This is a genomic window from Vibrio sp. Vb0888 (assembly GCF_033338835.1).
Taxonomy (GTDB): Bacteria; Pseudomonadota; Gammaproteobacteria; order Enterobacterales; family Vibrionaceae; genus Vibrio; species Vibrio alginolyticus.
The window spans coordinates 97,196-120,642 of the sequence record NZ_JAWOTL010000004.1; the positions used below are offsets into that span (position 1 = coordinate 97,196).

Genomic DNA, 23,447 nt, shown 5'->3' on the forward strand with positions numbered 1-23,447 from the left:
CGACAATGAAAACCTTACGAATTTGGTTCGGCTGCTCTTTAGGGCTCGCGCTAAGCATGATCTTCGGTTGGTCTTACGGATTTTTTGCCATCATGATGCCGCTGTTTATATTGGGCAGAATGGACAACTTTAATATTTCGGCTTTATTGATCGTGTTTTTCTCTGCGGTGTGGACAACCATACAAGCCACATTTTTGCTGGAATACTTGCAGTTTCATCCAACATTAATGACCGTTGCCGTCGGAATCATGATGCTGTTCAAGTGCATTGCAATGATGAACCAGAAAACCTATTTGTTTGGTTACATGGGGCTGTTGGTGGGTTCAATTGTGTTGAATTTTGCCAGCTATAACTTCATGGATATTGAAGAGTTCAACGTCAACATGTGGGTGATGGCGTTCAGCAATATTTTTGTTTGCGCATTCGCGTATTGGTTGTTCCCGGAGCCAAAATCCTCCGCCGAACACATTGAGATATCGACCCCCGTGAAAAGCGATATTGACTACATCAGCCAAGTTGCCATGGGTTGGGTAGTGGCGATGGCGGCATTTATCGTATTCCAAGTAGCAGACTTATATGACTCGCTATCCGCACAAGCTTCCATTTTGATCATCCTAACCCCAATGACTTTAGCGGGCTCGCTCGCCATGGCAAAAATTCGCATCATCGGCACCGCACTAGGCTGCATCGCAGGGATGGCTGTTCAGCTCATATTGGGCAGTTGGTATGGGCATGGGCTACTCTTTTGGCTCGCCTTTACCATTGCGATGGGGCCATTCTGCTTGTGGCTCACCAAGGGACAAATTAAAGCGGCTATCGCGTTTTCTGCCATGTCTGCCCTATCGGTTCCGCTGACGACTTCATTGGTGCCAGAACAAAAAGACGCGTTCTTTTCGATCTTGTACCGTTTCAGCTCGATTTTCGTTGCTGTTCTGCTCACCGCGATGGTGATGTGGGTGGTGCATCACTGGATTCGTGTGATATTGCTAAAGCATCCTGAGATGAAGAACGTGGAGTTGAATTAAATCTGGCCGAGGCTGGAAACGGGAAATGTATGTCGCTCACTTTACTGTGAGCGGCATTTTTATTTAAAACGGTCACCCTGAACATTGAGGAACGAGCGTGGTTCAGGATCTACTCACCGAGTGCTGTAAAGTTCTAAGGTTATCGCCATTTTCCAGTGAGTTGTTAGTAGATTCCTAGTCTCGTCTAGACTCGCTGGAATGACCAAAATTTGAATACAAGCCAAATAGTTGGGTATGTGAGTAACGTATCTCTTAACATCCGTCATCCTGAACAGCGAGGGACGAGCGTGGTTCAGGATCTACTCACCGACTGCTTTGAAGTGCGAAAGTTATCGTCATTTCCTAGCGAGCAGTAACCCGATTCCTAGTCTCACTTAAACTCGCTGGAATGACCCAAAATTGAATACAAGCCAAATAATTGGGTATGTGAGTAACGTATCTTCCAACATCCGTCACCCTGAACATCGAGGAACGAGCGTGGTTCAGGATCGACTCACCGAGTGCTGTGAAGTTCTGAGGTTATCGCCATTTTCCAGTGAGTTGTTAGTAGATTCCTAGTCTCGTCTAGACTCGCTGGAATGACCCAAATTTGAATACAAGCCAAATAGTTGGGTAGGTGAGTAACGTATCTCTTAACATCCGTCATCCTGAACAGCGAAGGACGAACGTGATTCAGGATCTACCCACCGAGTGCTTTGAAGTGCGAAAGTTATCGCTATTTCCTAGCGTGCTGTAATCAGATTCCTAGTCTCGTCTAGACTCGCTGGAATGACCCTACCTTAGAGCTGCTCTAATACCTGAGGGATGGCGAGCAATGTATCTTCCAACATCCGTCATCCTGAACAGCGAGGGACGAGCGTGATTCAGGATCTACCCACCGAGAGCTTTGAAGTGCGAAAGTTATCGCTATTTCCTAGCGAGCTGTAACCCGATTCCCAGTCTCGTCTAGACTCGCTGGAATGACCCTCTCTTGGAGCAGATCCAATACCTAGGGTTGTGGCGAGCAATGTATCTTCCAACATCCGTCATCCTGAACAACGAGGGACGAGCGTGATTCAGGATCTACCCACCGAGTACTTTGAAGTGCGAAAGTTATCGTCATTTCCTAGCGAGCTGTAACCCGATTCCTAGTCTCGTTTTAACTCGCCGGAAAGACCCTATCTTGAAGCTGCTCCAATACCTAGGGTTGTGGCGAGCAATATATCTTCCAACATCCGTCATCCTGAACAGCGAGGGACGAGCGTGATTCAGGAGCTCCCCACCGAGAGCTTTGAAGTGCGGAAGTTATCGCTATTTCCTAGCGAGCAGTAAACCGATTCCTAGTCTCATTTAAACTCGCTAGATTGACCCTAATTTTAGTTCATGGCGCGGAGCCTAAGTATTAATATCAACCCACCAACTCTTTACGAATGATCTCCGCACCCGCACTTAACGCATTGAGCTTAGCGGTCGATACTTCACGAGACAAAGGTGCCATACCGCAGTTGGTACATGGGTAAAGCTTGTCGGCATCAACGTACTTCAACGCCTCTCGCAATGTTTTCGCTACTTCTTCTGGCGTTTCAATTTCGTTAGTAGCGACATCAATCGCACCAACCATCACCTTCTTACCGCGAATCAACTCAAGCAACTCAATAGGCACTCGCGAGTTATGACACTCAAGCGAGATAATATCGATATTTGACTGCTGCAATTTAGGGAATACTTCTTCGTATTGTCGCCATTCAGTGCCTAGCGTTTGCTTCCAATCCGTGTTCGCTTTGATGCCGTAGCCATAGCAGATGTGCACTGCAGTTTCACATTTCAGCCCTTCAATCGCACGCTCTAAACACGCAATGCCCCACTCGTTCACATCATCGAAAAACACATTAAACGCAGGCTCATCAAACTGAATGATATCGACACCTGCCGCTTCAAGCTCTTTCGCTTCTTGGTTGAGGATTTTTGCAAATTCCCAAGCCAGCTTTTCACGGCTACCGTAATGATCATCATAAAGTGTGTCGATCATCGTCATAGGGCCTGGAAGCGCCCACTTGATAGGTTGCTTAGTTTGCTGACGCAAGAACTTGGCATCTTCAACAAACACGGGCTTTGTGCGGCTTACTGGGCCAACCACAGTCGGAACACTTGCTTCATAACGGTTGCGAATAGTCACCGTTTTGCGGTTTTCAAAATCTACGCCGCTTAAATGCTCAATAAAGGTCGTCACAAAATGTTGCCGAGTTTGCTCGCCATCACTGACGATATCAACGCCTGCCAGTTCTTGTTCTTGCAAAGCGACACGTAGCGCATCGCGTTTGCCATCAATCAGTTCTTCACCTTGCAGTTTCCACGGTGACCAAAGTTTTTCTGGTTCGGCCAGCCAAGAAGGTTTCGGTAAGCTGCCAGCCGTTGAAGTCGGTAATAGTGTTTTCATCGTCATTCCTTTCTAGATTCTCGTTATCTTTTACGCGTAATTTGCAGACCATTGTTCAAGCACAGATTGATAAGGTTTGATGAAATGCTCCTCGGCAAATTTCCCTTGTTCAATCGCCAGTTGGCTGCGCTCTTCTCGGTCGTAAACGATTTGAGTTAGCGAGTGGTCTAGGTTTTTTAAGTTTGGCTGGTAGCAATTACCGGCAACCGCGTTGGCATTGTAAATCTCAGGTCGGTAAATCTTCTGGAATGTCTCCATCGTGCTTATCGTGCTGATAAGCTCTAGGTTTGAATAATCGTTCAACAAGTCACCGAAGAAGTAGAATGCCAATGGTGCAACACTGTTTGGCGGCATAAAGTAGCGCACCTGTAAGCCCATCTTTTTGAAGTATTGCTCCGTCAACGAAGATTCGTTCGGCTGATATTCAAAGCCCAAAACAGGATGTTGGTTTTCGGTGCGTCGATATACCTTGTTGTCCGATACACTCAGACAAATCACTGGCAGCTTTTTGAAATGCTGTTTATAAGACTCAGAATTAACGAAAGCTTTGAACAGTTTGCCATGCAAATCACCGAAGTTCGCTGGGATGCTGAACTGTGGCTGGTTTTTGTTGTGGTCCAACAGCAAAACGCTAAAGTCGTAATCACGAACGTATGAAGAGAAGTTATTGCCCACAATGCCTTCGATGCGCTCGTTAGTGTTGTGATCAACAATGTTAGTTTTGAGCACTTCAATCGATGGGAAGGCTTCGCCACTGCCTTGGATATCCATATCAACGGAGATGATTTCAAGCTCAACAGAGTAGCGGTCACCTTGAGCATTATCCCAATATGCCAACGCATTAAAACGATTGTCGATCATTCGGAGCGCATTGCGCAGATTCTCTCGGCGGTAGTTTCCGCGAGCCAGATTAGCAAAGTTGGTAGTGATTCGCGTGTTGTCTGATGGTTGGTAATTCTCATCAAAGCGAATGCTTTTGATAGCAAATGTGAAATCGTTATTCATCGTGAGTTGGTATCCTATTTCCTTAGATAAAGCAGACTTTTCCTAACTCTGTGCATGGGGACATTTTTTGTTTTTTGGTTTTCCCAATCGTTAGGTTGCACAGCACTTACGACGAACGGTTCGTACAAAAAACGACCGTCGCAGTGCCTAACACCAGAGCAGTCCTTTTTTTATACTTGCTTCACGAGTTGAGTAATATTGGTATTGTTTCACATTGAACATGAAGGAAATTCATAGTGGCAGTTCCAACCCTGAGAGAGCTATCGTAGATACTGTTTTTCATTGACACCAATACACGTAACTTGGCGAGCATATTGCCAATATGTGTAATTAAGAAACGGATAAGAGATTAGCAGTACATAAACCAGTTTAAGCCGAGAAAACGCATTGTATGAACAAGGCACCAACTGGAATATAGGACAGCGTAACTTAAATAGCACTTTTCACACTCCATCGTTTATTCAAGCATTCGTTTAATTAGAAGTACGTTACATTTTGTATTCTCGAAACATGATTATTTAATAATCTTATTTATTTCTTTTTCTATCTTTACCATCTTAAACGTAAAGTTTAATTTCCTGCTGTAAAAGCACATATAACTTCATACACGAACATGGCAACTTCATTGACGGACTTTATCACTAAACTATTACATTAAGCTCTAAAAAATAATAACAAAAAAAACATAAACCTCTGTTTTAATTTGAATTAAACCCATAAACCCGAGATAACCACATAACGATACTTTACTTAATTTGGTATAACAAAAACCCTAAAAATAACATGGCTAACATTTATAAAATTAACTTTTATCAATAGAAAATCTCAACACAACATTAGAAAATTAAAATTAAGCAATAACTTAAAAAGACAAGACTTAATAACCAAATTCTTATTTATTATAGTTGAGTGGTGAATTTAAAAACTATGAGACATTAATCCCACGAATCTATCCTTTTTCTTTTTTTAATAAAAAACAAGATGCACTATTTCACCGCTCATTTATTGAGCTTGAATTTATAACCTGTCCATAATTATAAAGTGCCCATCAAGATGGTTTAAAACAAAAGTCTTTATGGGCTGACTAATAGGAAAAAATAATGGAAAAACAGCATCTTTCCGCGAGTATTATCGCACTCGCTTTACTTGGTTCTTTAGCACCAGCACATGCTGAAGATACATTGAAATCTTACACTTCGACATTGCTTCAGCTTGATGATGGTGATGCACGCTCGAAAAAAATCCGCTTAATTTATTCTTTAGAAAATGTCTGGAACCAATCTTTGCTACCAAATGGCGCTAAAGAAGCCAAGTTGATCCTAAATGGCGGTTCTGGCTTCGACATGACTAATGTTCCAAACAAAGAACAAATCTATGGTTTTGCTACTGGGGGAGATTACCGTTACACCGTTCCAACGGCTTTTAAGCTGGCACTGAGCTATTTAAATGGCGCCCCTTTACGCCACATGAGCCATGCTCCAGAAAACACCATTGCAACGGCATCTGTCAGTGAGTCGCTAGATTTTAACCTTGGATTCAGTGCTTCTACTTCTCCAAATATTAGTGGGGGAATCTCCTGGAGCAACCGTGTAACGTACGACCAGCCAGAGTTTCAAACGGTTGCCGATTTTAACCAAGCTAACGAAAGCATTAATTGGTTAATTGAAAACAAGACTATCCGCCATAATACGCCAGCTAAAGACTGGTTATTGTATCGCTGGACCAGTTGTGACATGGGTAATTTGATTGATTACAATGAGTTACCTGTCGTTATGCGTTCAGACTTTAAACCACAAGTCGGCGTCGTATATAGAAAAAATGACATTCAAGATGGCCTAGATACATCAGAGGTCAAGCTGGTTGCTGGTTGGCGAAAAACCAATTACTACTTTGGTCGCGACTGGTGTAGCTGGTATACCACTCCAGAAAATACCTGGAAGAAAAATCGTGATAGCAGTCAATGGACAGAGACTAGCCGAGCCGTAACTATCTCTTGGAATGACGATCTCTACCACTAACTTATTAGCCTGCGGCCACGGAATAAATAAGTGGCCGCCGTATTTACTAATGAAATAAACGGTAAGACATGACACATGACAAGTAACAAAAAACTCTTGACTGGATCGGTGCTGGCACTTGGTGCAGTACTCGCCATATTTCTGATTAATTCAAATAACAAGAATGCCCAGACCGAACCTGTTGCAAGCCTTGACGAGCAAATCAAGACAGAAGACGCTGCTACAATAAGTGTAACGCCTCCTGAGAGCGATGCTGCTCAAAAGGTGGTTACCACTCCAACACCACAAAGTGGCAATGATGATACTTCCGACGTCATTCCAGCTACACCTTGGATATCTGCCCCATTAAATGAACTGAGCAATGAACTGTACGATTTTATTGAAGCTGAACAGGTAAGTTACATCAGTACGACCGACTATCCATTCGACGAGCAAAAGCAAAAACAATTGCGAACATTAGCTAGGCAAGGGGTTCCTATCTTGTTTGACAATACGGAGTCATCCTATTTGGATAGCTACGGTGTCAGCGAAACCAAAGTCGTATCAGAGTATTTTGGTACGGCGTCTGAAGGTGATGTCATCATCGCTACCGGAGTACAGAATGCAGATGGCAGCATTCATTATCTAGTTTTGCCTTTGAAGAGCAAAGATCTCAACGATAACAGTAAATTGATTGAGGACACTAAGCTCGCAATCACTCTACTTAAAGAACAAAAGCATGACTTGATAAAAGAGAGACAAAACGAACATCGCGAATAAAAAGTAAAGGGAGATAGCCTCTGTATCGCTATTTCCCTTAAAACTCAGTTCTCAATTAAGAAAAGCTCATTTCTCCCTACTTACCGGCACCCTATCCGAAATTACCTTGCCGTCTTTGATGGTGATGATGCGTTTAGTGCGCTCTGCCAGAGCGTTATCGTGCGTCACGATGATCAATGTTCTGCCTTCAGCGTGAAGTTGATTGAACAATGCTTCAATCTCTGCGCCGGATTTTGAATCCAATGCACCCGTTGGTTCATCCGCTAAGATGATTTGCGGATCGTTGACCAAGGCTCTGGCGATAGCAACTCTCTGCTTTTGACCACCAGAAAGCTGGTTTGGTTTATGGTCTAAACGATCCCCTAGCCCGACTTGCTCTAGCAATTTAGCTGCGCGCTGGCGACGTTCTTTGGCTTTGATGCCAGAGTAAACCAACGGCAGTGCCACGTTATCAAGCGCCGTCGCGTATTCCAATAAGTTAAAGCTTTGGAAGACAAACCCGATCTTTTGGTTACGAATGCCAGCCAACTCATTCGCACTTAAACTTGCGACGTTTTGGCCGCCAAGTTGGTACTTGCCATCGGTGGGCTTGTCTAAACAGCCGAGCATGTTCATCAACGTTGATTTGCCTGAACCGGACGGGCCAAGAATCGAAAGAAACTCGCCTTGATTAATGGTTAAGTCAACGCCGTCTAGCGCGCGAACTTCCGCCTCTCCGCTTGAGTAGTATTTGCAGATGTTGGTCAGCTCAACAAGTGGCTTGTTCGACATGTTCTTTCCAGAGTTATTGTTGTTATTCACTTTGTAGCGCCTCCAACGGGCTGACTTTTGCGGCTCGGTTTGCAGGTAACCATGCAGATGCCACACCAATGATCACTAAGGTGAGGATGACAATCGCGACAACGACCCACGACAACTCAGGGACAGGTTTACCCAGTTGTTCATAAAAAGCATTGCCCTCTAAAGGAATGGAACTGATGGCAGACACCAGCGCGTACGTAACGGCTAACCCAAACGCCCCCCCCATCATCATTGTCAATAAAGACTGTACTAAATAGTGCATGCGAATAGCCGTTGGTGTTGCACCGACTGCCATGCGCACACCGATATCACGCGTAGATCGCTTTACGGTGGCATACATCACATTGGCGATGCCAACACCAGCAACAGCTAACGTCACGAAGCCGATAATGCCAAGGAAACTCTGCAAACCTATCAGAAACTGCTGCATACTCTTTTGCTTAAGGAACATATCATCGACTTGGACGACCTGTTCATCACTGACACTTGCCCCGTGTTTACGGGCAATCACTTGCCTGATCGTCTTTGCTAAGGCTTCTCGGTCTACATCCGCTTGTGGCTGCACATTGATGCCACCAATTTCACCGTTGACATGAAATCGCTTCCACGTCGCTAACGGCACAAAGCTGGAATAGTTGATAAGATCCCCCAGTTCTATTTGGGCGCTGTTTTTCTCCAATACGCCCACAACAATGAACTCCTCATTGCCGATTTTTACCTTTTTCCCCACAGGGTTGACTTGCAATGTGACTGTCGCAAACCAACTAAAGTCCTCATTAGGGTTGAATAAGTCGGCTGCCAGTTCATAACCCAGTACAACGACTTTGCGCGTCTCTTTTTGATCGAGTGGGTTTAACCATCGTCCCCCCGCCATCGGCACCAAATTGGTCATGGATTGAAACTCGCTCGTGACCGCTAACGGCTCTTGCCACGAGCTTCTGTCACCAACGGTGATGCGCTCTTTCCACTTCGCCGTTGGCGCAACGCTTTTTACATCGGGTAACGCTCGAACAACCTCTGAATCGTCCATTTTTAGTGTCAGAAACTTACCTTGGTGAAAAGCACCGTGGTCGACGGTGGCCATCCCTCCGGTCAAATAAATCAAGTTGCCGTTACCATTTTGTGCGGTTTTCAATACGCCCTGACGAATACCCTCACCTACCGCCAACATAGCAGCGATACAAAGGGTCGCCCACGCTACTGCTAGAATGGTCAAACCCAGTCTCAGCTTTTCTGCGGCCATTTCTTGGAAAATTTGTCTCATCGGTAACAACATGGCTAAGCCCTCGCACTCAAAGCAATGACTGGCGTGAGACGTGATGCTCGCCTTGCTGGGAAATACGATGCCATCAATGCCAAGATAAGCGTCACAAGTAAAGACCAAGCAATGGAATCTGGCGTGATCACAGGCAAACCAATCCATTCCGGTAATCCCATGCTGCTTAGGACAGATACCACGGCATACGAAAACATCAGACCTAATGCCGTGCCCACAGCTACCAAAATAAGCCCCTCAAGAATAAACTGACTGAGTATGGATTTTTGAGTCGCCCCGATCGCCAAACGCACACCGATTTCACGCGTGCGCTCAGTGACGGATAAAAACATGATGTTGGCAACACCAAGCGCACCGACCGCCATGGTCATCGCACCGCTCGCTCCGAGAAAAATCTGAATGCCACGCAAAATTCCACTGATGACCGCCGCACCTTCACTAAAATCGGGTAATTCGACCGCATCTTTATCACTTGGGTCAAAATGAAGCTGCTTGGCGAAAAAGTTCACGATATTTTGTCGAAACGACGGTGCATCCATCCCGTCTCTCGGCTTCATCAATACCATCCAAGGTTTCGCATCCCACAAATCGCGGTACGTTGTTTGAGGAATGAAAACCGTGCGGCTATCGCCGAATGAAATGCCAGTGTCCTCACCGACGGTTATCCCAATCACCAAAAACGGAATGCCGTTAACTTTGAGCCTATCCCCGATTTGGATTCCGCCCATTTGCGCAATTTGATCGCCTAACACCGCCACGCGAGTGTGGTTGTCCATATCACTTGGTGACAGGTTTCTCGAACCGGATTGCAGCTTGCGTTGCATTAAAGGAAAGTAAGACATATCAATACCGCTGACCGTACTCGATAAGTTCTGTCCTTTGAGATTGGTGATATTCGCATCCCATTTGGCGTAAACGCTCGACGCCTGTTGCACGAAGCCCGACTGTTTGATCATGTCGACTTTTTCTTGTGGTATATCAATTTGGCGTCTTGAAGGTAACCCTTGCCACGGTTTACTGGTACTCGACGGAAACACCACTTGCACATTGTTAATCATAAATGAAAACGACTGGGTCTGATGGCGATAAAAGCCTTCTCCAAGTGCGATTAACACCACCACAGAGATCACGCCCCAAGCAATCGCGATAATGGCTAGCACGCTCTTCATGCGGTGCGCCATCAACGTTTGCCAAGTTTGCTGCAACAGGCTGCTCATGAATGAAAAGCCCGAGAGATCAACACCATGGTATCGTCATCGAGTTTCCCTGCGGTTTGCAGTAAGCCGATTCTCTTACGCCAATAGCTGTACAAGTTGGTTTGCAGACTGTTTTTCGCCTCAAACAAGCTGTTGTGTGCACTGATAACTTCCGACACTTCAAGCAGGCCAGCGTCGTAAAGTTTCTCTTTGCTTTGCAACACTCTGGCGCGCGACTCAACCAGCTCGTTCGCTATTAAAACTTGATTCCAATTGATATCGACCTGCGTAAACTGCTGAATAACTCGTTTCTGAATATCAATTTCCACTCTACGCATATCTTGCTTGGCGCTTAAAATGTTCAACGATGCTTCGTCCACTTTCGCTCGCACTGCACCATTGAGGTCAATCGGCAAACTCAAACTAATCCCAGCGTTAAACTCGCCGTTTGAACGATTGTCACCATCGCTGTAGCCCACACTGCCTTTGACGGTTGGGTAGTATCCACCTTTAGCTGAATCTTTCGCGAACTCGCTCGCTTTCACCATCTGCGCCGCGACCAACAGCTCTGGACTACTGTCTTTCGCCAGCTTTAGCCATTGCTCCTGAGAGTCCACCAGCATCGGCGGCTGAATTAGAGAATCCGTTCGAATTTGGTCGACACTCTCCGGCATTTGATTGATTAACGCCGCAAGCTCTGCTTTTTTCACTTCGAGATCGGCTTTTGCATTGAGGATACTTGCTTGCTCAGAAACTTGATTCGCTCGCATCTCTTCAACATCAACCGACTTCACTTTGCCTGCTCGATAGCGTTTCTCGATGATGTTGAGAAGTTCTTTCCCCTCCTCCAGCTTGGACTGCGCCAATTTGAGGTCGCCCTGTGCGCTTGCTACATCTAGGTAAGCGGTGAGCAACTTCTGCGCAAGCTCGTTATGTGATTGAGATAGCTCTAACTGTGCTTTGAGATAATTGGCATTCGCTTGATCCAGTTCCGACCACAAACTGCTATCCCAAATAGTTTGAGATAAGGTAGCGCCGTAACTGTTCGAATGGCTTGAGGACTCATTCCAATCCGCTGACGCACTGGCACTTAAACCCGGCAATAACGCACTGCGGCTACTCTGTACGCCAACCTCGCCAAGCTGGACGCCGATTTTCGCTTTTTCGTAATTAGGATCGTTCTGCTTTGCTTGGTGCCAAGCTTGTTCAATAGAAATTGCGTAGGTCGGCAAACTGAGTGTGGCAGCCAACAATGCAAAGGCGATTTTTGATCGTTGCAGTTTAACCATGCGCCGCTCCCATCATACTGTTGTCGATAACCTCTTCATCAAGCTCCACGCCGTCAAGCACTTCGACATTGATGCCATCTGACAGACCGAGTTTCACAGGTTGTTTATGAAACCCTTGTTCTGAGCTATCGGGGATCAGAACATTCGGTGCGTCACCATCAAATTGCAGAGCGCGCTCCGGTAGCGTGAGTACGTTTTCAGACTTCTTAAGAATGATTTGAGCCGTCGACGAAAACCCAGAACGAAGCAACACATCTTGTGGGATCTTGAGTTCTCCCACTTCAACCTCAAAACCGTTATCAAAACTTTTTGCCGAAGCGTTGCCTTCTGGTGAGTTAAGGTTCTCAGATTGAATCGCCACTTTGGTTAGCACACCAGAAATCGCCACATCAGGATAAGGCGCAACCGTCAACATAACGGGCATTCCCGGAGACAACTGCGCAGCATCATGCTCACTGACGCTGCCTTTAAAAATCAGGCTGTTCATGTCGGCCAATGACATCATTTCAGTCGCGGCTTGGCTTGATTGAGTCGAGATGATCGGCTCTCCGACCTCAACTTTCTGGTTGAGTACCGTGCCATCAATTGGCGCGTAGATCGTCGACGTTAAACGTGCATCGCCGATAGACGCCTCGCCACTGCGGATGAGTTCGAGATTCTGGCGCTTTTGCAATACGTCCGCTTGCGCAGATTTGACTGCCGAGCGCGCACTTACGTATTCGTCGTAGTTACTTGGAATAATGTCCTGCTTGACCAAGCTTTCTAAGTTGGACAGTTTTTGTTTGGCGGATTCCAGATCGGCTTCGCTACGCATGAGTTCTGCCGATGCATCCGTTAATGCTTGGGGGGTTGGGTTTGGACGCACTTTGATCAGCGGCTGGCCTTGTTTCACCTTTTCACCAACTTTCGCGTAAATTTCACCGACGATACCGTCGATTTGTGACTTGATAGACACAGAGTGTGCAGGGACAATTTTACCAACAGCCACCGCTTGTTTTTCAATCGTGCCTTTTTCCACAATCAATGTAGGCAGCAATTCTGGTTGAGCGGCAGATTGGAGATAGAAATACGTACCACCGCCGAGCAGCGCAATGCTCACAGCGGAGACAAGCCAACGTTTCGTCATTATTTATTCCAACAATTATTGGGTAGTCTAATGACTACTCCTAAAACACAAAGTTGAAGGAATAATATCCTGCTTTAATAGCGGTATGGTTGTCACAGTTGGTATGGTTTTGTCAGTCGCCTCTGACAATCAAAGACTAAAAAATCTCGACGAATCATTCAGCAAAGACGCTGTCTACGATGGCGACTAACATGCTCTGTAACCGCTCGTTTCAACCGCTATCAATTTAATTCTGAACAATGTGCAAAATGGCGCTGTTCGATATCCTCCAATCGCATATCCATACAGTCTTGCGCCTCACGTCCTAGAGCAGGAAAAACTGCATGCGCTTTTAAAATGCCTTGGCTGATAAAGCCGCATTTCTCCAACACACGGATACTCGCGTGGTTGCCAATATGCGGGGCGGTGCGAATGCGCGTTATACCCAAGCTTTGCAGGTAGACAACGCCAAGTTTGCAGGCTTGGGTTGCATAGCCTTTTCCCCGATAGCGAGCAGAAATACCAAAATGGATTTCACTGCTGTCTTGCTCAGGTATCAGCACCAGACAACCAATAGGAGTTTGAGAAGTGAGTTCTTCAATAGCGAAGACTAAGAGATTGGGAGACTTTTGATCATATTGAGCACACCATCTTTCGATAGCTTCAAGGGTTTGATTAACATTTTGGTGGGCTTGGCGATTGAGGAAGCGGCATGCTTTCTCATCGCCTAAATAGTTTTCAAACAGGGGAGCAGCGTCTGTTGTTTTGAGGTATCTGATTGCCACTTGTTGAGATTCAACTCTCATCATGATTTAGCTCTGATAAACATTCGGTTTCCAGATTTGCATAAAGTTTTCTACTGGAGCAATAGGAGTGAACCCAAACTGTTCGTACAACCCATGAGCATCGCGGGTTGCAAGCATCATACGGCGTAAGCCTTGTAGTTCTGGATGAGCAACAATTTCTGAGATCAACCACTTACTGATGCCTTTACCACGGTGTACCTCCATAACAAACACATCGGCAAGGTACGCAAACGTGGTACGATCGGTAATTAACCGAGCAAAAGCAACGAGTTGATTTTCATCATCCAAAACCGCGAAACAGAACGAATGGCGCAATGACTTCTCAAGGCGTTCTCTTGGAATGCCCTTTCCCCAGTAACTGTTTGAAATGAACTCGTAGATAACGTCTAAATCCATGTCATCTAACGACGTAGTAATTCGAAATCCTTGCATTGTATCCCTCAACATTGATTTATATTTTCTTAGCCACACAGACAAGCGAGTTGGCATTCGCCTCAAATGCTTGCGCTGACCAAGACTGGTACTTCTCTATGATTCTGAATCCCGCTTGTTCAAGGAAAACCTCTATGTCTTCCAGCGGACGATATTTTAAATCAATGCTGGAATACTCAATCGTTCCACCTTCAAAATGGCGCTCTTTCTTCAAATACATGATGGATGTTTGCAAGTCATACTCGGCCTTCATACCGAAATAATTCACTTCACCATAGGTTGGAGAAACATAGGTTTGCCACAGTGCCATCTCATTATCCAGTTCTAGATTCTCTGGCGTTGGTAACCGCGTATCGAAGACAAATCGCCCACCTTTTTCGAGGTGTCTTGATATTGAGCTCAGTGCACCTGCTAGCATCTCATCACTTAAAAAGGCTTGGAATGCATTCCCTGTCATTATGGCTAGGTCAAACTTCTTACCTAACGAAAACTGGGTTGCGTCGAGATGAAGAAAACGCAAGTTACTCCTGCTTTTGGCTTTGTCCTTTGCGTGTTTGAGCATCCCTTCAGAAATATCAATGCCAATGGCTTCGTTGAGTTGCTCAGAGACTGGAATCGTGACAATGCCGGAACCACAACAGACATCCAGTACACTTCGAGCATTGGTTTCTTCGATTAACCTTGTGATAAAAGCAATGTCGTGATGGTAATGCTGGTCGTATTGAGCATCGTATTCAATGCCAGACCCGAACTCGGTTAAATCTTGTGTTTTCAAAAACAATCCTTGTTTGTTACTTATTTCATCGGTGTGACTTTTTCAGCTCTAGCATCAAGTATCGACACACATAACCAACACCAGATACGTAACCAATCACATTTTCTAGGGAAACCACTTCCAACCCCGCTTGCTGACAGAGTTGCTCAACTTCACTTTCGGTATATGCCGTATGCACGACCGATCCACTATAAGTATTTCGAGGCAAATCTTGTCCATCCGGATCGTGGTATTGAAAGCTGATAAAACATCGTCCATTCGCAGTTAGCTTATGCGAAATGCACTCCAGAAGTTGTTGAGGCTCTGCTAGAAACTCAGTAAAACCAAGTGCGGTGATAAGGTCGAAGGTTTGTTCAAACAAAAGGGAAAATGGCTCATCGAGATTATGAACCGCGACGCTTTGATAGAGGTTAGTTTGGCGCGCTTTATCAACCATTTTGGACGAGATGTCTAAGCCATGGATGGCGAGTTCTGGATAGTGACTTTTTACGACATGGCCGATACTGCCAGTCGCACAGGCTAGGTCGAGAACCGAGCCTTGCTCGATGGGAAAGGTTTTTAACTTCTCAGAAATCCAACGTGGACCGACGTAGTGACTGTCATCCACCAACTTTTGATAACGATCCGACACATCATCATACATTTTTGCTACGTTCATCGTTTCCTCCTTGATAACCAGAACGATGCTCGAATGTAGCACGCAATAAGCATCTAGACACTTATTGGTTAACTAGTTCTTTATGGTATGTGACCGACTGGTTGTTTAGGACAACAAAAAAATCCGATACTCAATATTTTGAATATCGGATTTTTATAGCGTTATCGAGCTAACCAAATTCTCGCTAGTATTCCTATCGGAGTGGTAACGCCAGTTGTGACGGAGGAAATTTCACCATTTCTTAAAATATAAATGGTTGGAGTCACGCTAATTTTCCATTCACGCATAATATAGCTTGAAGGATCGTTTATGTTTTCAAAACGATATTCTTTTGCCCTCATAAACTGCGCCACACGCTCATTCGGTCCCGACGATCCAGAAACGCCAACTACGGTGTAGTCATCACTCAGCCAACTCACGCTTGGGCTTACAAATTTACAAGCGGGACACCAAGTCGCCCAAAAATAAACAACGACAGGTTGTTCATAACTTTGCGCGATTGCATCGAAGTGTTCGCCATCGCTCAATACTGAGCTCAATGGTGGTGACTCCTGTTTAGGAATATCTTTAGTGCGATACCAATCCATCGCGATAGAAATCGCGGTGACAATGAGCACCATCTGTACGATTTGAATGAGCCAATATCGGAATGTTCTACGCCGCTTTGTCGAACTCATTGAATAGCTCCCCCACTCGCTTGCTTCACCGCACTTAAAACAACATCATCAGTCAGAATCACAGGTAACGGGATACCTTGTGGCGCCGCCGGGCCATAGACGATGTTAAACGGCACACCGTAACGCCCATGAGCTCGTAAAAAGTCAGTTACCGAGCCGTCCGGATGTGTCCAATCCCCTTTTAACGTCGCTACATTAGGGCTTTGCAGCAATGAGTAGACAGGATCTTGCCAGATCACACCGATCTTGTTCGCTTTACACGTGACACACCAATCCGCAGTGACATCCACAAACACCACTCGCCCATTATTGACGTGATCTTCAATCGCCGAGTTAGAAAGCTTCTGCCACGCTAAGTCCTCAGGAAGCGGTGTCGCCCATTGGTCGGCAGTGACACTACCAAGTAACAGGCCACCAGCTATCAACACTAATGACGCAGTTCCGGATACAGCAAGCGCTTTCTCACCATACACTTTCTTAACTCTTGCCATCATTACAACAAAAGCAACCACAGCGATAAGTGCAATCCATAACATCGGTACATGATTTGCCATTAATGAAAGTAGCCAAATGCTAGTCGCCAGCATCATTATGCCAAACACGATTTTAACGACATTCATCCACGAGCCAGGCTTTGGTAGTTTCAGCGCGATATTTGGAAACACAGCGACTAAGAGCCAAGGCAGTGCCATACCCAATGCTAATGCTGTAAAGGTTGCAAATAACGTTAATACGTCGGCACCCAAGGCAAACGCCACGGCCGTTCCTAGAAAAGGCGCGGAGCAAGGCGTCGCAAGCAATGTAGCAAACATACCTTGAACATAGTGACCAACTAGGGAGTTATCACCTTTCGAGGCCAGCCATGTATTGGTACCCGATGATAGACGGACTTCAAACAGCCCCAGCATATTGGCCCCAAACAAAGTGGTGACCAACACCATCAAACCTAAGAACCAAGGGCTTTGAAATTGCACGCCCCAGCCAATGGCATTACCTGTTAGCTTAAGCACCAAAATAAAACCAGCGAGAATCCAGAACGACGTTAATATACCAAGTGACGAGGCAACAAACTGAGCGCGAATTTGACGACGCTCGATACCTTGAGCGGCAACAATACTACTTAGCTTCATCCCCAAAACCGGAAGAACGCAAGGCATAATGTTAAGAATTAAACCGCCGAGCAACGCGAATAGAAAAACACTCGTTAGAGACGTGCTCGGCAACGGTTCAACTATTGCCTCAGCAGTTGCTTGAGTGGTTTCTTCTGCTAGTAAATTGGTGTCTTTGATGGTCACAAACAGCGACTGACCATCTAACTCCACATCGCCCAGCCAAGTATCAACGATATAGCTCGCGGTGACGATGTTTCCTTCTTGATACATTCCTTCAAGCTTGAAGCTATAGTCTCGCGTTGCTTCATCGACACCATCCACCAGCACTTGTGGTTGTTGCCAACCCTGACTGTTCTGTAGCTTGATTTGTAGTTTCGATTGGTTCGCATCCCAACTCGCCTGAGTAACATCAATAAACGGCGATGGCTGCGGCACGTTACTCACTGCTTGAGCGTAACTGAACATCACGTCTTCATCGACTTTTAGATCAGAAGGCAAGAACGTCAATTGAATTTGATAGTCGGTCAGCACACAAATCGTCGTACAAGAAGAAAGTGTCAGTACCGCATCAATCGTGACAGGTTTGGACATGTCTTCGACGTGCAGCGTCATGGGGAACAAAGTATCGCCTTTATACCCAAGAGTCTCGATACCTAATAGTTCGAATTTTTGTGGGTGCGGCCATTGCCAATCCACTTTGGATAAATTTTGTGAATTCTGCCAATCAATAGATGGTGCTACGCCGCCCTCACCAGGTGAACGCCAGTAAGTTTTCCAGTCCCCAGCCAACTTGACGTCCAGATAACCAGTGATTGTTTTGGCTTGCGGATCTTGTTGACCAGTGAGCACAAAGCGCGTTTGCACTGGAAGATGTTGCGGGTTGGTCAGCCAACCTGTATCAGTAGTTTGAGCTGAAATACTCAGAGAGAGCAAACTCAAAGCAAGCGTCATAAAAAACATGGACGCAAACTGAGTCAGTTTAGTAATTTGATTCATAGTGATTCCTAGTTAAAAGACAAAGGTGCTAAATAACTGACGCTAGTGGTCAGAAAGCACGCTTTTATTCTCGGAACACACAGAAAGTCAGATGGACTCGATACTTACGGCCTATCGGTTCCGTCCAATGTTGCGCACCAATATAGGCACTGCACAACCAAATTGCCGAAGCAAAAAGACCGACAAACAGAACAACAATAAATACATCGAGTTGATGTTGAGAAAACTGAATTAACTTTTCAGACAATTCGCACTTGCTAGTTTCTTTAGTATCAATCGACTTGACGCTCGAACGCTCATCAGCAAGTGAAACCGCGGGCGATTCCGTCTCATATTTCATAGAGCATGACGATGCAAAGCCTGAATTTTGCATCAGACACACAACGACCACCCAGCCAATAATCGCCAGTAGCCATTTTGCCCGCTTATGTGGCGTGTGATGTCGTTTAGTCAACAAACTCATAAGAATTCAGATAAAGTAAGAACGAAGAAGATAATACGCGAGTCGTCATAAAGCTCAAGTTGTATCCTCTAAATAACCTTAAGAGGCTTCACTCGGTAACCTTTAATCTAGCTTGCCATAAATATATGCCAACTCTGCGACGGTTTTTGCCGAGAACTTCTTCAATAGATTAGCTCGGTGTACTTCAACCGTTCGCATTGCTATGCAAAGTTCGTCAGCAATACGAATGTTGCGCTTTCCTTCAATAATCAAACGTAAAATGTCTTTTTCTCTAGGTGTGAGCGATTCATAAGCCGATTTAGCTGCTGCCATATCGAGGTTTGTGGCAGACTGCGCCTGTCCCTGCAAAATGGCTCGTGCCAGTTCATCGCCTTTGACTGGTTTTTGGAAGAAATTGACCGCCCCAGCTTGCAATGCATCGACCGCCATCGGAACATCACCATGCCCTGTCAGATAAATAACGGCTAACGGGCTGTTGGCTTTATTTAAAATTTGGTGCACTTGCTGACCACGAAGGTTGGGCATTCGGCTATCAAGGATCACGCATCCGGCCTGATGAATGTCCACTTTATCGAGAAAAGATTGCCCATCAGCAAAAGTCGTCACGTTGAAGTCATGCTCTTCCAGCATAAAAGCGAGCGAGTCACGCACCGATTCATCATCATCGACTACAAAAACAGGTAGCTGCTTTTCACCGCTGCTCATTGAATGCTCCTATGCCTAGTTCAGATTAGTTTTGATATGGAAACACAAGCTCAACCAAACAACCATGTGGTGCTGTCGAGCTGATGACAAACTCGCCACCATGCATTTCCATCACATCGCGACAAATGGCTAACCCCAGCCCAAGCCCTTCTTCTTTGCTACTCACAAACGCTTGAGTCGGATTCTCTTGCTGCAACCCTGTACCATTGTCTAACACTCGAATAGAGAGTTGACTGATTTGGTAATCGCAATGCAGGGCAATTTTACCTTGATAACCTGATGAGTGATATTTCTCTTGGAACAAAGTACACGCATCAATCGCGTTGCTGATCACATTAACTAAAACCTGTTGTACGCCAACTGCATCGACAAGTAATGGACGAATGTTCCCTTCTGTACTGGCCACAATAGAAATGTTTTGCTTCTGCATTCGAAAATGGAGTAACTCAATCGTGTCATCAATGAGTACTTGAAGATCGCACGGCGCTTTGTCGACACTACGCTTGCGGATCAACGTTCTTAATCGCTGAATAATTGCATCGGCTCTTTCAACTTGGCCCTGTATTTTCTCAAGTACAGGGACAATATCTTCATGTGGGCGTTTTTTGGCCAAGCGAAGTAAACCGCCTTCACTATAATTGCGAATGGCTGCCAATGGCTGATTGAGTTCATGAGCAAGACTAGTGCCGATTTCTCCGACAATCGCGACCCTTTGTGAATGTTCTAACTGTTCACTTTTCTCTTTTAATCGTAACGATGTCTGCTCCAACGCTTGCTTACTCTTGCTAAATCGATACTCAAGCCAAAAGTGGTACGCGTTCAACACAATCACAAACATGAACAGAGCCCATGCCCATTCTTGATGACTACGCAGCCAGCGTAGAGCCTCACTCCACCAGGGTTGTTGCAACGGATGGAGATCCAACGCCTGATAAAGTTTGTCGATGCTCAGCAAGCTGACGGGGGACGTCCAACCTGACGCGCCTGCCGCAATAACCGCAGGGTGTTCAGGTGGCATCGCTAACAATACTTGCGCAATCTGTTTGGCGATCTGAGCTGAGCCGCGCTCTGTTTTGGCAAATGACCAGTTAGGATAAAGCGGTGTGGAAACAGCGCATAACGAGCGCTCGTTCGGCTGTTGATTTAAAACTCGGTAATTACCCGGTTGTAAAAGCCCTTCACTTAGCATCTGTTCCAATAAACAAGCAGGGACGACGGCCGCTTCCACATTACCATCACGTAATTGATACAGGTTGGCATCAATAGGAAAACCAAGATAGCGGACATCAGAAAAGAAATCGTTTGGATTAAGCCCCATTTTGACTATTTGATAGCGCATCGTTAGATAACCACCAAACGCTTTTTCTGATACCGCCGCAACGGGACGTCCTGAGACATCTTGCACCGTTTGATAACTTGAATTGGCTCGAACCACAAGCGCCGAACCAATGCCGTAATTCGAGTTTTGTGGGGCTCTGCTGGTTAGCGTTGCCATCCACGACAGCGCGTATTGCCTGCCCAATCGCACTGCCTGACCTGGGTTGGTTAAGATGAAATCCATGGTCTGAAACTTCACCGCTTCGCCCATTTCATCCAAGTTAAGGGGATGAAGGACAAAATGCACATCGGAAATTTGCTGATTGAGCCAATCAATGGTCGGTTGCCATCTCTGCTCAGCATAAAGATGGCCGCGTATCGCTAACACGCCCACTTCGACTTTTTGCTTGGCCTGTGGCTGCTCTGCTTTTTGCTCTTGCATTCCTTGCAGATCTGCTTGTTCAGAAACTGCGCCCTGAGTCAAAGATGCAAAGGCAACTAAGCAAAGAATCCAAAGCTGAAGCCACAGTGCTTTTTTCATGATGAGTCGAATCGTTCCGTCAAGAGAGTACGACAAGAATAACAGCTACCTTCCCTAAACCACATTTGTTTTAGATCAAGTTTGATCTGGGTATGTGGAAATCCACAATATAAGCCTCGCAGTGCATTTCTCACAATGGAATCAGTCAATTCAAATACAACAAAAAAGCAGGTGAGTTATGGATTCCACCAAACGTCGCTTTCTCAGCGCGGTCACAGCCGGAGCCGCGTTAATTCCAGTCGCAGGCATTGGCACGGCAACTGCGGGAAACATTATTCGAAATAACCAGTCCGCTGACCGAAAAGGACAAATCGGCAAGCGTTATGCCATGGTGATAGATTTGCGTAAATGTGTCGGATGCCAAGCGTGCACCGTAGGTTGCAGCATTGAAAACCAAGCGCCAATTGGTCAATTCCGAACCACCGTAAAGCAATACGAAGTTACGTTAGATGATGGCTCTACAGCCACGCGAGAAGCAAAAGCCTTTATGCTACCGCGCCTTTGTAACCACTGCGACAACCCACCTTGCGTGGCAGTGTGTCCGGTTCAAGCAACCTTTCAGCGCGAAGATGGTATTGTCATGGTGGATAACAGTCGCTGCGTCGCCTGCGCGTACTGTGTACAAGCTTGCCCTTATGATGCTCGTTTTATCAATGAGGACACCCTCACCGCAGACAAATGCACCTTCTGTGCTCACCGTCTAGAAAAAGGTCTATTGCCTGCCTGCGTGGAAACCTGTGTTGGCGGAGCACGTGTAATTGGTGATTTGAATGATCCATCAAGTGAAGTCCGCCGCTTAATTGCGAAGCACCAAGACGATATCAAAGTGCTAAAACCCAATGAAGGCACCAAGCCTCACGTGTTTTACATCGGCATGGATGAACGCTTCACCAGCCACATCGACGGACAACCTGCTATTTACGACCCACAAGGAGATCGCGCATGAACATCACCGAAGTGTTAGTCCAACCTCAAGCGATGGCTTGGCTCCCGTGGGCGGTGCAGTATTTCTTCTACATCGGTTCGGCTTATGCGGCTGCTGTTTTATTCCTAATCGCCCTATTATTTGAAAAACACACCAGTCACAGACTGCGCGCTGCGCTTGTTCTGACGCTGGCCATCGGCGCCATCGTGGGGCCATTAGCGTTAACTGGCGACCTTCACCAGCCGGGACGCGCATGGCATTTTTACGTACACATCACGCCGTGGTCATGGATGTCTCTAGGCTCGCTGTTCCTGCCTGTTTTTTCTACGCTGGCGGTTGCGACAGCATGGCTGTATCTGCGTCAGGATCTTATCGCACTGCGAAATCAACCGGGAAAAGTACTACCTCTGTTATCTAAGTTATCGCTCGGTGAGTGGACAATTTCTCACAAAGTGATGCTCACAATATCTGCAATCACCGTGTTATCAGGCTTAACCATCGCCCTCTATACTGGAGCTGAAATTGCAGTCGTTAAATCGCGCTCTTTATGGCACCAACCCGCGTCACCAATTCTTTGGTTTGTCACTGCATTTATGGGCGCTGTCGGATTTTCTCTGCTGATTTGGTTACTGCTGCCTAGCCAATCGAAAGCTCTCACTTCTGGTGATAACAATTTACTCAAAAAGTCACTGGTAACGAGCGGCGTTCTGACGCTGATTCTCCTACCCATTTGGGCATCCAACAACTCTACATTTTCGCTCTATTCTAGCGAACGATGGATGCACAACATTGCCTTGCTCACTTTTGTCGTTTTAGGTTGTATTTTGCTCGCCTTCATCTTCTTGCGCGATACCCAAAAGTCCACATCAGCCAGATTTCGTCACGTCATAGGGCTCGGTTTTGTGTCTGCTGCCGCACTGGCAAGTGCATGGCTGATTCGCTGGTTCACCATCATGGAAGTGCAAACCATCGCCAAGTTCGATGCAGGGCTGTATCCATACCAACTCACTATGGATGGAAATGGCTGGATAGGCATTATCGGCATGCTCGGATTATGGCTTGCTCTGGCACTGCTCGGCTCAGAGCTGGTTCAGCCAAAACAAAAGATCGAAGTAAAAGCCTCATCACCCACCTTAACTGAACGCTAATC

Annotated in this window: 21 protein-coding genes; 5 read left to right on the forward strand and 16 right to left on the reverse strand. The window is 46.0% G+C overall.

The window, feature by feature from the left end:
• The first annotated feature begins 5 nt into the window (after positions 1–5).
• A complete protein-coding gene (locus R7P72_RS08025) occupies positions 6–1,025 on the forward strand; it encodes a DUF2955 domain-containing protein (RefSeq protein WP_005376743.1) in 1,020 nt (339 codons plus the stop codon).
• 1,387 nt (positions 1,026–2,412) lie between these two features.
• Here the strand turns inward: R7P72_RS08025 and R7P72_RS08030 are convergent.
• Together R7P72_RS08030 and R7P72_RS08035 are read right to left on the reverse strand one after the other, a co-directional pair.
• On the reverse strand, positions 2,413–3,441 hold the full coding sequence (locus R7P72_RS08030) for a methionine synthase (RefSeq protein WP_005376742.1): 1,029 nt from the start codon (positions 3,439–3,441) through the stop codon (positions 2,413–2,415).
• 30 nt (positions 3,442–3,471) lie between these two features.
• Positions 3,472–4,446 carry a DUF1852 domain-containing protein gene (locus tag R7P72_RS08035; protein WP_017636059.1) on the reverse strand — a complete coding sequence of 325 codons (975 nt, stop codon included), beginning with the start codon at positions 4,444–4,446 and terminating at the stop codon, positions 3,472–3,474.
• A 1,100-nt stretch (positions 4,447–5,546) separates the two neighbouring features.
• On the opposite strand from R7P72_RS08035, the gene R7P72_RS08040 reads away from it, so the two are divergent.
• Positions 5,547–6,464 (forward strand): leukocidin family pore-forming toxin, encoded by a 918-nt coding sequence (locus R7P72_RS08040; protein ID WP_005376731.1) that lies wholly within the window; start codon positions 5,547–5,549, stop codon positions 6,462–6,464.
• A gap of 75 nt (positions 6,465–6,539) precedes the next feature.
• Positions 6,540–7,223 (forward strand): topoisomerase I, encoded by a 684-nt coding sequence (locus R7P72_RS08045; protein ID WP_042523048.1) that lies wholly within the window; start codon positions 6,540–6,542, stop codon positions 7,221–7,223.
• Between the two features lie 66 nt (positions 7,224–7,289).
• Here R7P72_RS08045 and R7P72_RS08050 read toward each other — a convergent pair whose 3' ends face one another.
• The 14 genes from R7P72_RS08050 to R7P72_RS08115 form a co-directional block, all read right to left on the reverse strand.
• On the reverse strand, positions 7,290–7,994 hold the full coding sequence (locus R7P72_RS08050; RefSeq protein WP_025767247.1) for an ABC transporter ATP-binding protein: 705 nt from the start codon (positions 7,992–7,994) through the stop codon (positions 7,290–7,292).
• Positions 7,995–8,016: 22 nt separating this feature from the next.
• Positions 8,017–9,300, reverse strand: coding sequence for an ABC transporter permease (locus R7P72_RS08055; protein WP_054574777.1), 1,284 nt, complete (start codon positions 9,298–9,300; stop codon positions 8,017–8,019).
• Between the two features lie 2 nt (positions 9,301–9,302).
• Positions 9,303–10,517: an ABC transporter permease gene (locus R7P72_RS08060; protein ID WP_171342895.1), complete on the reverse strand. Its 1,215-nt coding sequence runs from the start codon at positions 10,515–10,517 to the stop codon at positions 9,303–9,305.
• Positions 10,514–11,785, reverse strand: a complete 1,272-nt coding sequence (locus tag R7P72_RS08065; protein ID WP_005376723.1) for a TolC family protein — start codon at positions 11,783–11,785, stop codon at positions 10,514–10,516. Before R7P72_RS08065 ends, R7P72_RS08060 begins: the two co-directional genes overlap by 4 nt.
• Positions 11,778–12,911 carry an efflux RND transporter periplasmic adaptor subunit gene (locus tag R7P72_RS08070; RefSeq protein WP_005376722.1) on the reverse strand — a complete coding sequence of 378 codons (1,134 nt, stop codon included), beginning with the start codon at positions 12,909–12,911 and terminating at the stop codon, positions 11,778–11,780. The genes R7P72_RS08065 and R7P72_RS08070 overlap by 8 nt, the downstream gene beginning before the upstream one ends.
• Before the next feature lie 221 nt (positions 12,912–13,132).
• Positions 13,133–13,699, reverse strand: a complete 567-nt coding sequence (locus R7P72_RS08075; protein ID WP_005376715.1) for a GNAT family N-acetyltransferase — start codon at positions 13,697–13,699, stop codon at positions 13,133–13,135.
• A gap of 3 nt (positions 13,700–13,702) precedes the next feature.
• Positions 13,703–14,128: a GNAT family N-acetyltransferase gene (locus tag R7P72_RS08080; RefSeq protein ID WP_005376713.1), complete on the reverse strand. Its 426-nt coding sequence runs from the start codon at positions 14,126–14,128 to the stop codon at positions 13,703–13,705.
• Positions 14,129–14,147: 19 nt separating this feature from the next.
• Positions 14,148–14,903 (reverse strand): class I SAM-dependent methyltransferase, encoded by a 756-nt coding sequence (locus tag R7P72_RS08085; RefSeq protein ID WP_005376712.1) that lies wholly within the window; start codon positions 14,901–14,903, stop codon positions 14,148–14,150.
• Positions 14,904–14,928: 25 nt separating this feature from the next.
• Positions 14,929–15,561 (reverse strand): class I SAM-dependent DNA methyltransferase, encoded by a 633-nt coding sequence (locus tag R7P72_RS08090; protein ID WP_005376705.1) that lies wholly within the window; start codon positions 15,559–15,561, stop codon positions 14,929–14,931.
• Positions 15,562–15,722: 161 nt separating this feature from the next.
• Positions 15,723–16,238, reverse strand: coding sequence for a protein disulfide oxidoreductase (locus R7P72_RS08095; RefSeq protein WP_213907178.1), 516 nt, complete (start codon positions 16,236–16,238; stop codon positions 15,723–15,725).
• Positions 16,235–18,346: a protein-disulfide reductase DsbD family protein gene (locus tag R7P72_RS08100; RefSeq protein WP_054576214.1), complete on the reverse strand. Its 2,112-nt coding sequence runs from the start codon at positions 18,344–18,346 to the stop codon at positions 16,235–16,237. The genes R7P72_RS08095 and R7P72_RS08100 overlap by 4 nt, the downstream gene beginning before the upstream one ends.
• A gap of 64 nt (positions 18,347–18,410) precedes the next feature.
• On the reverse strand, positions 18,411–18,809 hold the full coding sequence (locus R7P72_RS08105; RefSeq protein ID WP_005376702.1) for a hypothetical protein: 399 nt from the start codon (positions 18,807–18,809) through the stop codon (positions 18,411–18,413).
• A gap of 102 nt (positions 18,810–18,911) precedes the next feature.
• Positions 18,912–19,514: a response regulator transcription factor gene (locus tag R7P72_RS08110; protein ID WP_047103388.1), complete on the reverse strand. Its 603-nt coding sequence runs from the start codon at positions 19,512–19,514 to the stop codon at positions 18,912–18,914.
• A gap of 25 nt (positions 19,515–19,539) precedes the next feature.
• Positions 19,540–21,372 (reverse strand): sensor histidine kinase, encoded by a 1,833-nt coding sequence (locus tag R7P72_RS08115; protein WP_213907177.1) that lies wholly within the window; start codon positions 21,370–21,372, stop codon positions 19,540–19,542.
• 178 nt (positions 21,373–21,550) lie between these two features.
• On the opposite strand from R7P72_RS08115, the gene dsrO reads away from it, so the two are divergent.
• Positions 21,551–22,318 carry a sulfate reduction electron transfer complex DsrMKJOP subunit DsrO gene (gene dsrO / locus R7P72_RS08120; RefSeq protein WP_005376699.1) on the forward strand — a complete coding sequence of 256 codons (768 nt, stop codon included), beginning with the start codon at positions 21,551–21,553 and terminating at the stop codon, positions 22,316–22,318.
• A complete protein-coding gene (nrfD, locus tag R7P72_RS08125) occupies positions 22,315–23,445 on the forward strand; it encodes an NrfD/PsrC family molybdoenzyme membrane anchor subunit (protein ID WP_005376698.1) in 1,131 nt (376 codons plus the stop codon). Before dsrO ends, nrfD begins: the two co-directional genes overlap by 4 nt.
• The last annotated feature ends 2 nt before the right edge of the window (positions 23,446–23,447 follow it).

Coding starts and splice junctions, on each gene's coding strand:
- nrfD (WP_005376698.1), top strand. CDS start 22,315: ATGAACATCACCGAAGTGTTAGTCCAACCTCAAGCGATGGCTTGGCTC.
- R7P72_RS08075 (WP_005376715.1), bottom strand. CDS start 13,699: ATGATGAGAGTTGAATCTCAACAAGTGGCAATCAGATACCTCAAAACA.
- R7P72_RS08065 (WP_005376723.1), bottom strand. CDS start 11,785: ATGGTTAAACTGCAACGATCAAAAATCGCCTTTGCATTGTTGGCTGCC.
- dsrO (WP_005376699.1), top strand. CDS start 21,551: ATGGATTCCACCAAACGTCGCTTTCTCAGCGCGGTCACAGCCGGAGCC.
- R7P72_RS08040 (WP_005376731.1), top strand. CDS start 5,547: ATGGAAAAACAGCATCTTTCCGCGAGTATTATCGCACTCGCTTTACTT.
- R7P72_RS08045 (WP_042523048.1), top strand. CDS start 6,540: ATGACAAGTAACAAAAAACTCTTGACTGGATCGGTGCTGGCACTTGGT.
- R7P72_RS08110 (WP_047103388.1), bottom strand. CDS start 19,514: ATGAGCAGCGGTGAAAAGCAGCTACCTGTTTTTGTAGTCGATGATGAT.
- R7P72_RS08025 (WP_005376743.1), top strand. CDS start 6: ATGAAAACCTTACGAATTTGGTTCGGCTGCTCTTTAGGGCTCGCGCTA.
- R7P72_RS08070 (WP_005376722.1), bottom strand. CDS start 12,911: ATGACGAAACGTTGGCTTGTCTCCGCTGTGAGCATTGCGCTGCTCGGC.
- R7P72_RS08080 (WP_005376713.1), bottom strand. CDS start 14,128: ATGCAAGGATTTCGAATTACTACGTCGTTAGATGACATGGATTTAGAC.
- R7P72_RS08030 (WP_005376742.1), bottom strand. CDS start 3,441: ATGAAAACACTATTACCGACTTCAACGGCTGGCAGCTTACCGAAACCT.
- R7P72_RS08035 (WP_017636059.1), bottom strand. CDS start 4,446: ATGAATAACGATTTCACATTTGCTATCAAAAGCATTCGCTTTGATGAG.
- R7P72_RS08050 (WP_025767247.1), bottom strand. CDS start 7,994: ATGTCGAACAAGCCACTTGTTGAGCTGACCAACATCTGCAAATACTAC.
- R7P72_RS08090 (WP_005376705.1), bottom strand. CDS start 15,561: ATGAACGTAGCAAAAATGTATGATGATGTGTCGGATCGTTATCAAAAG.
- R7P72_RS08060 (WP_171342895.1), bottom strand. CDS start 10,517: ATGAGCAGCCTGTTGCAGCAAACTTGGCAAACGTTGATGGCGCACCGC.
- R7P72_RS08055 (WP_054574777.1), bottom strand. CDS start 9,300: ATGTTGTTACCGATGAGACAAATTTTCCAAGAAATGGCCGCAGAAAAG.
- R7P72_RS08095 (WP_213907178.1), bottom strand. CDS start 16,238: ATGAGTTCGACAAAGCGGCGTAGAACATTCCGATATTGGCTCATTCAA.
- R7P72_RS08115 (WP_213907177.1), bottom strand. CDS start 21,372: ATGAAAAAAGCACTGTGGCTTCAGCTTTGGATTCTTTGCTTAGTTGCC.
- R7P72_RS08105 (WP_005376702.1), bottom strand. CDS start 18,809: ATGAGTTTGTTGACTAAACGACATCACACGCCACATAAGCGGGCAAAA.
- R7P72_RS08100 (WP_054576214.1), bottom strand. CDS start 18,346: ATGAATCAAATTACTAAACTGACTCAGTTTGCGTCCATGTTTTTTATG.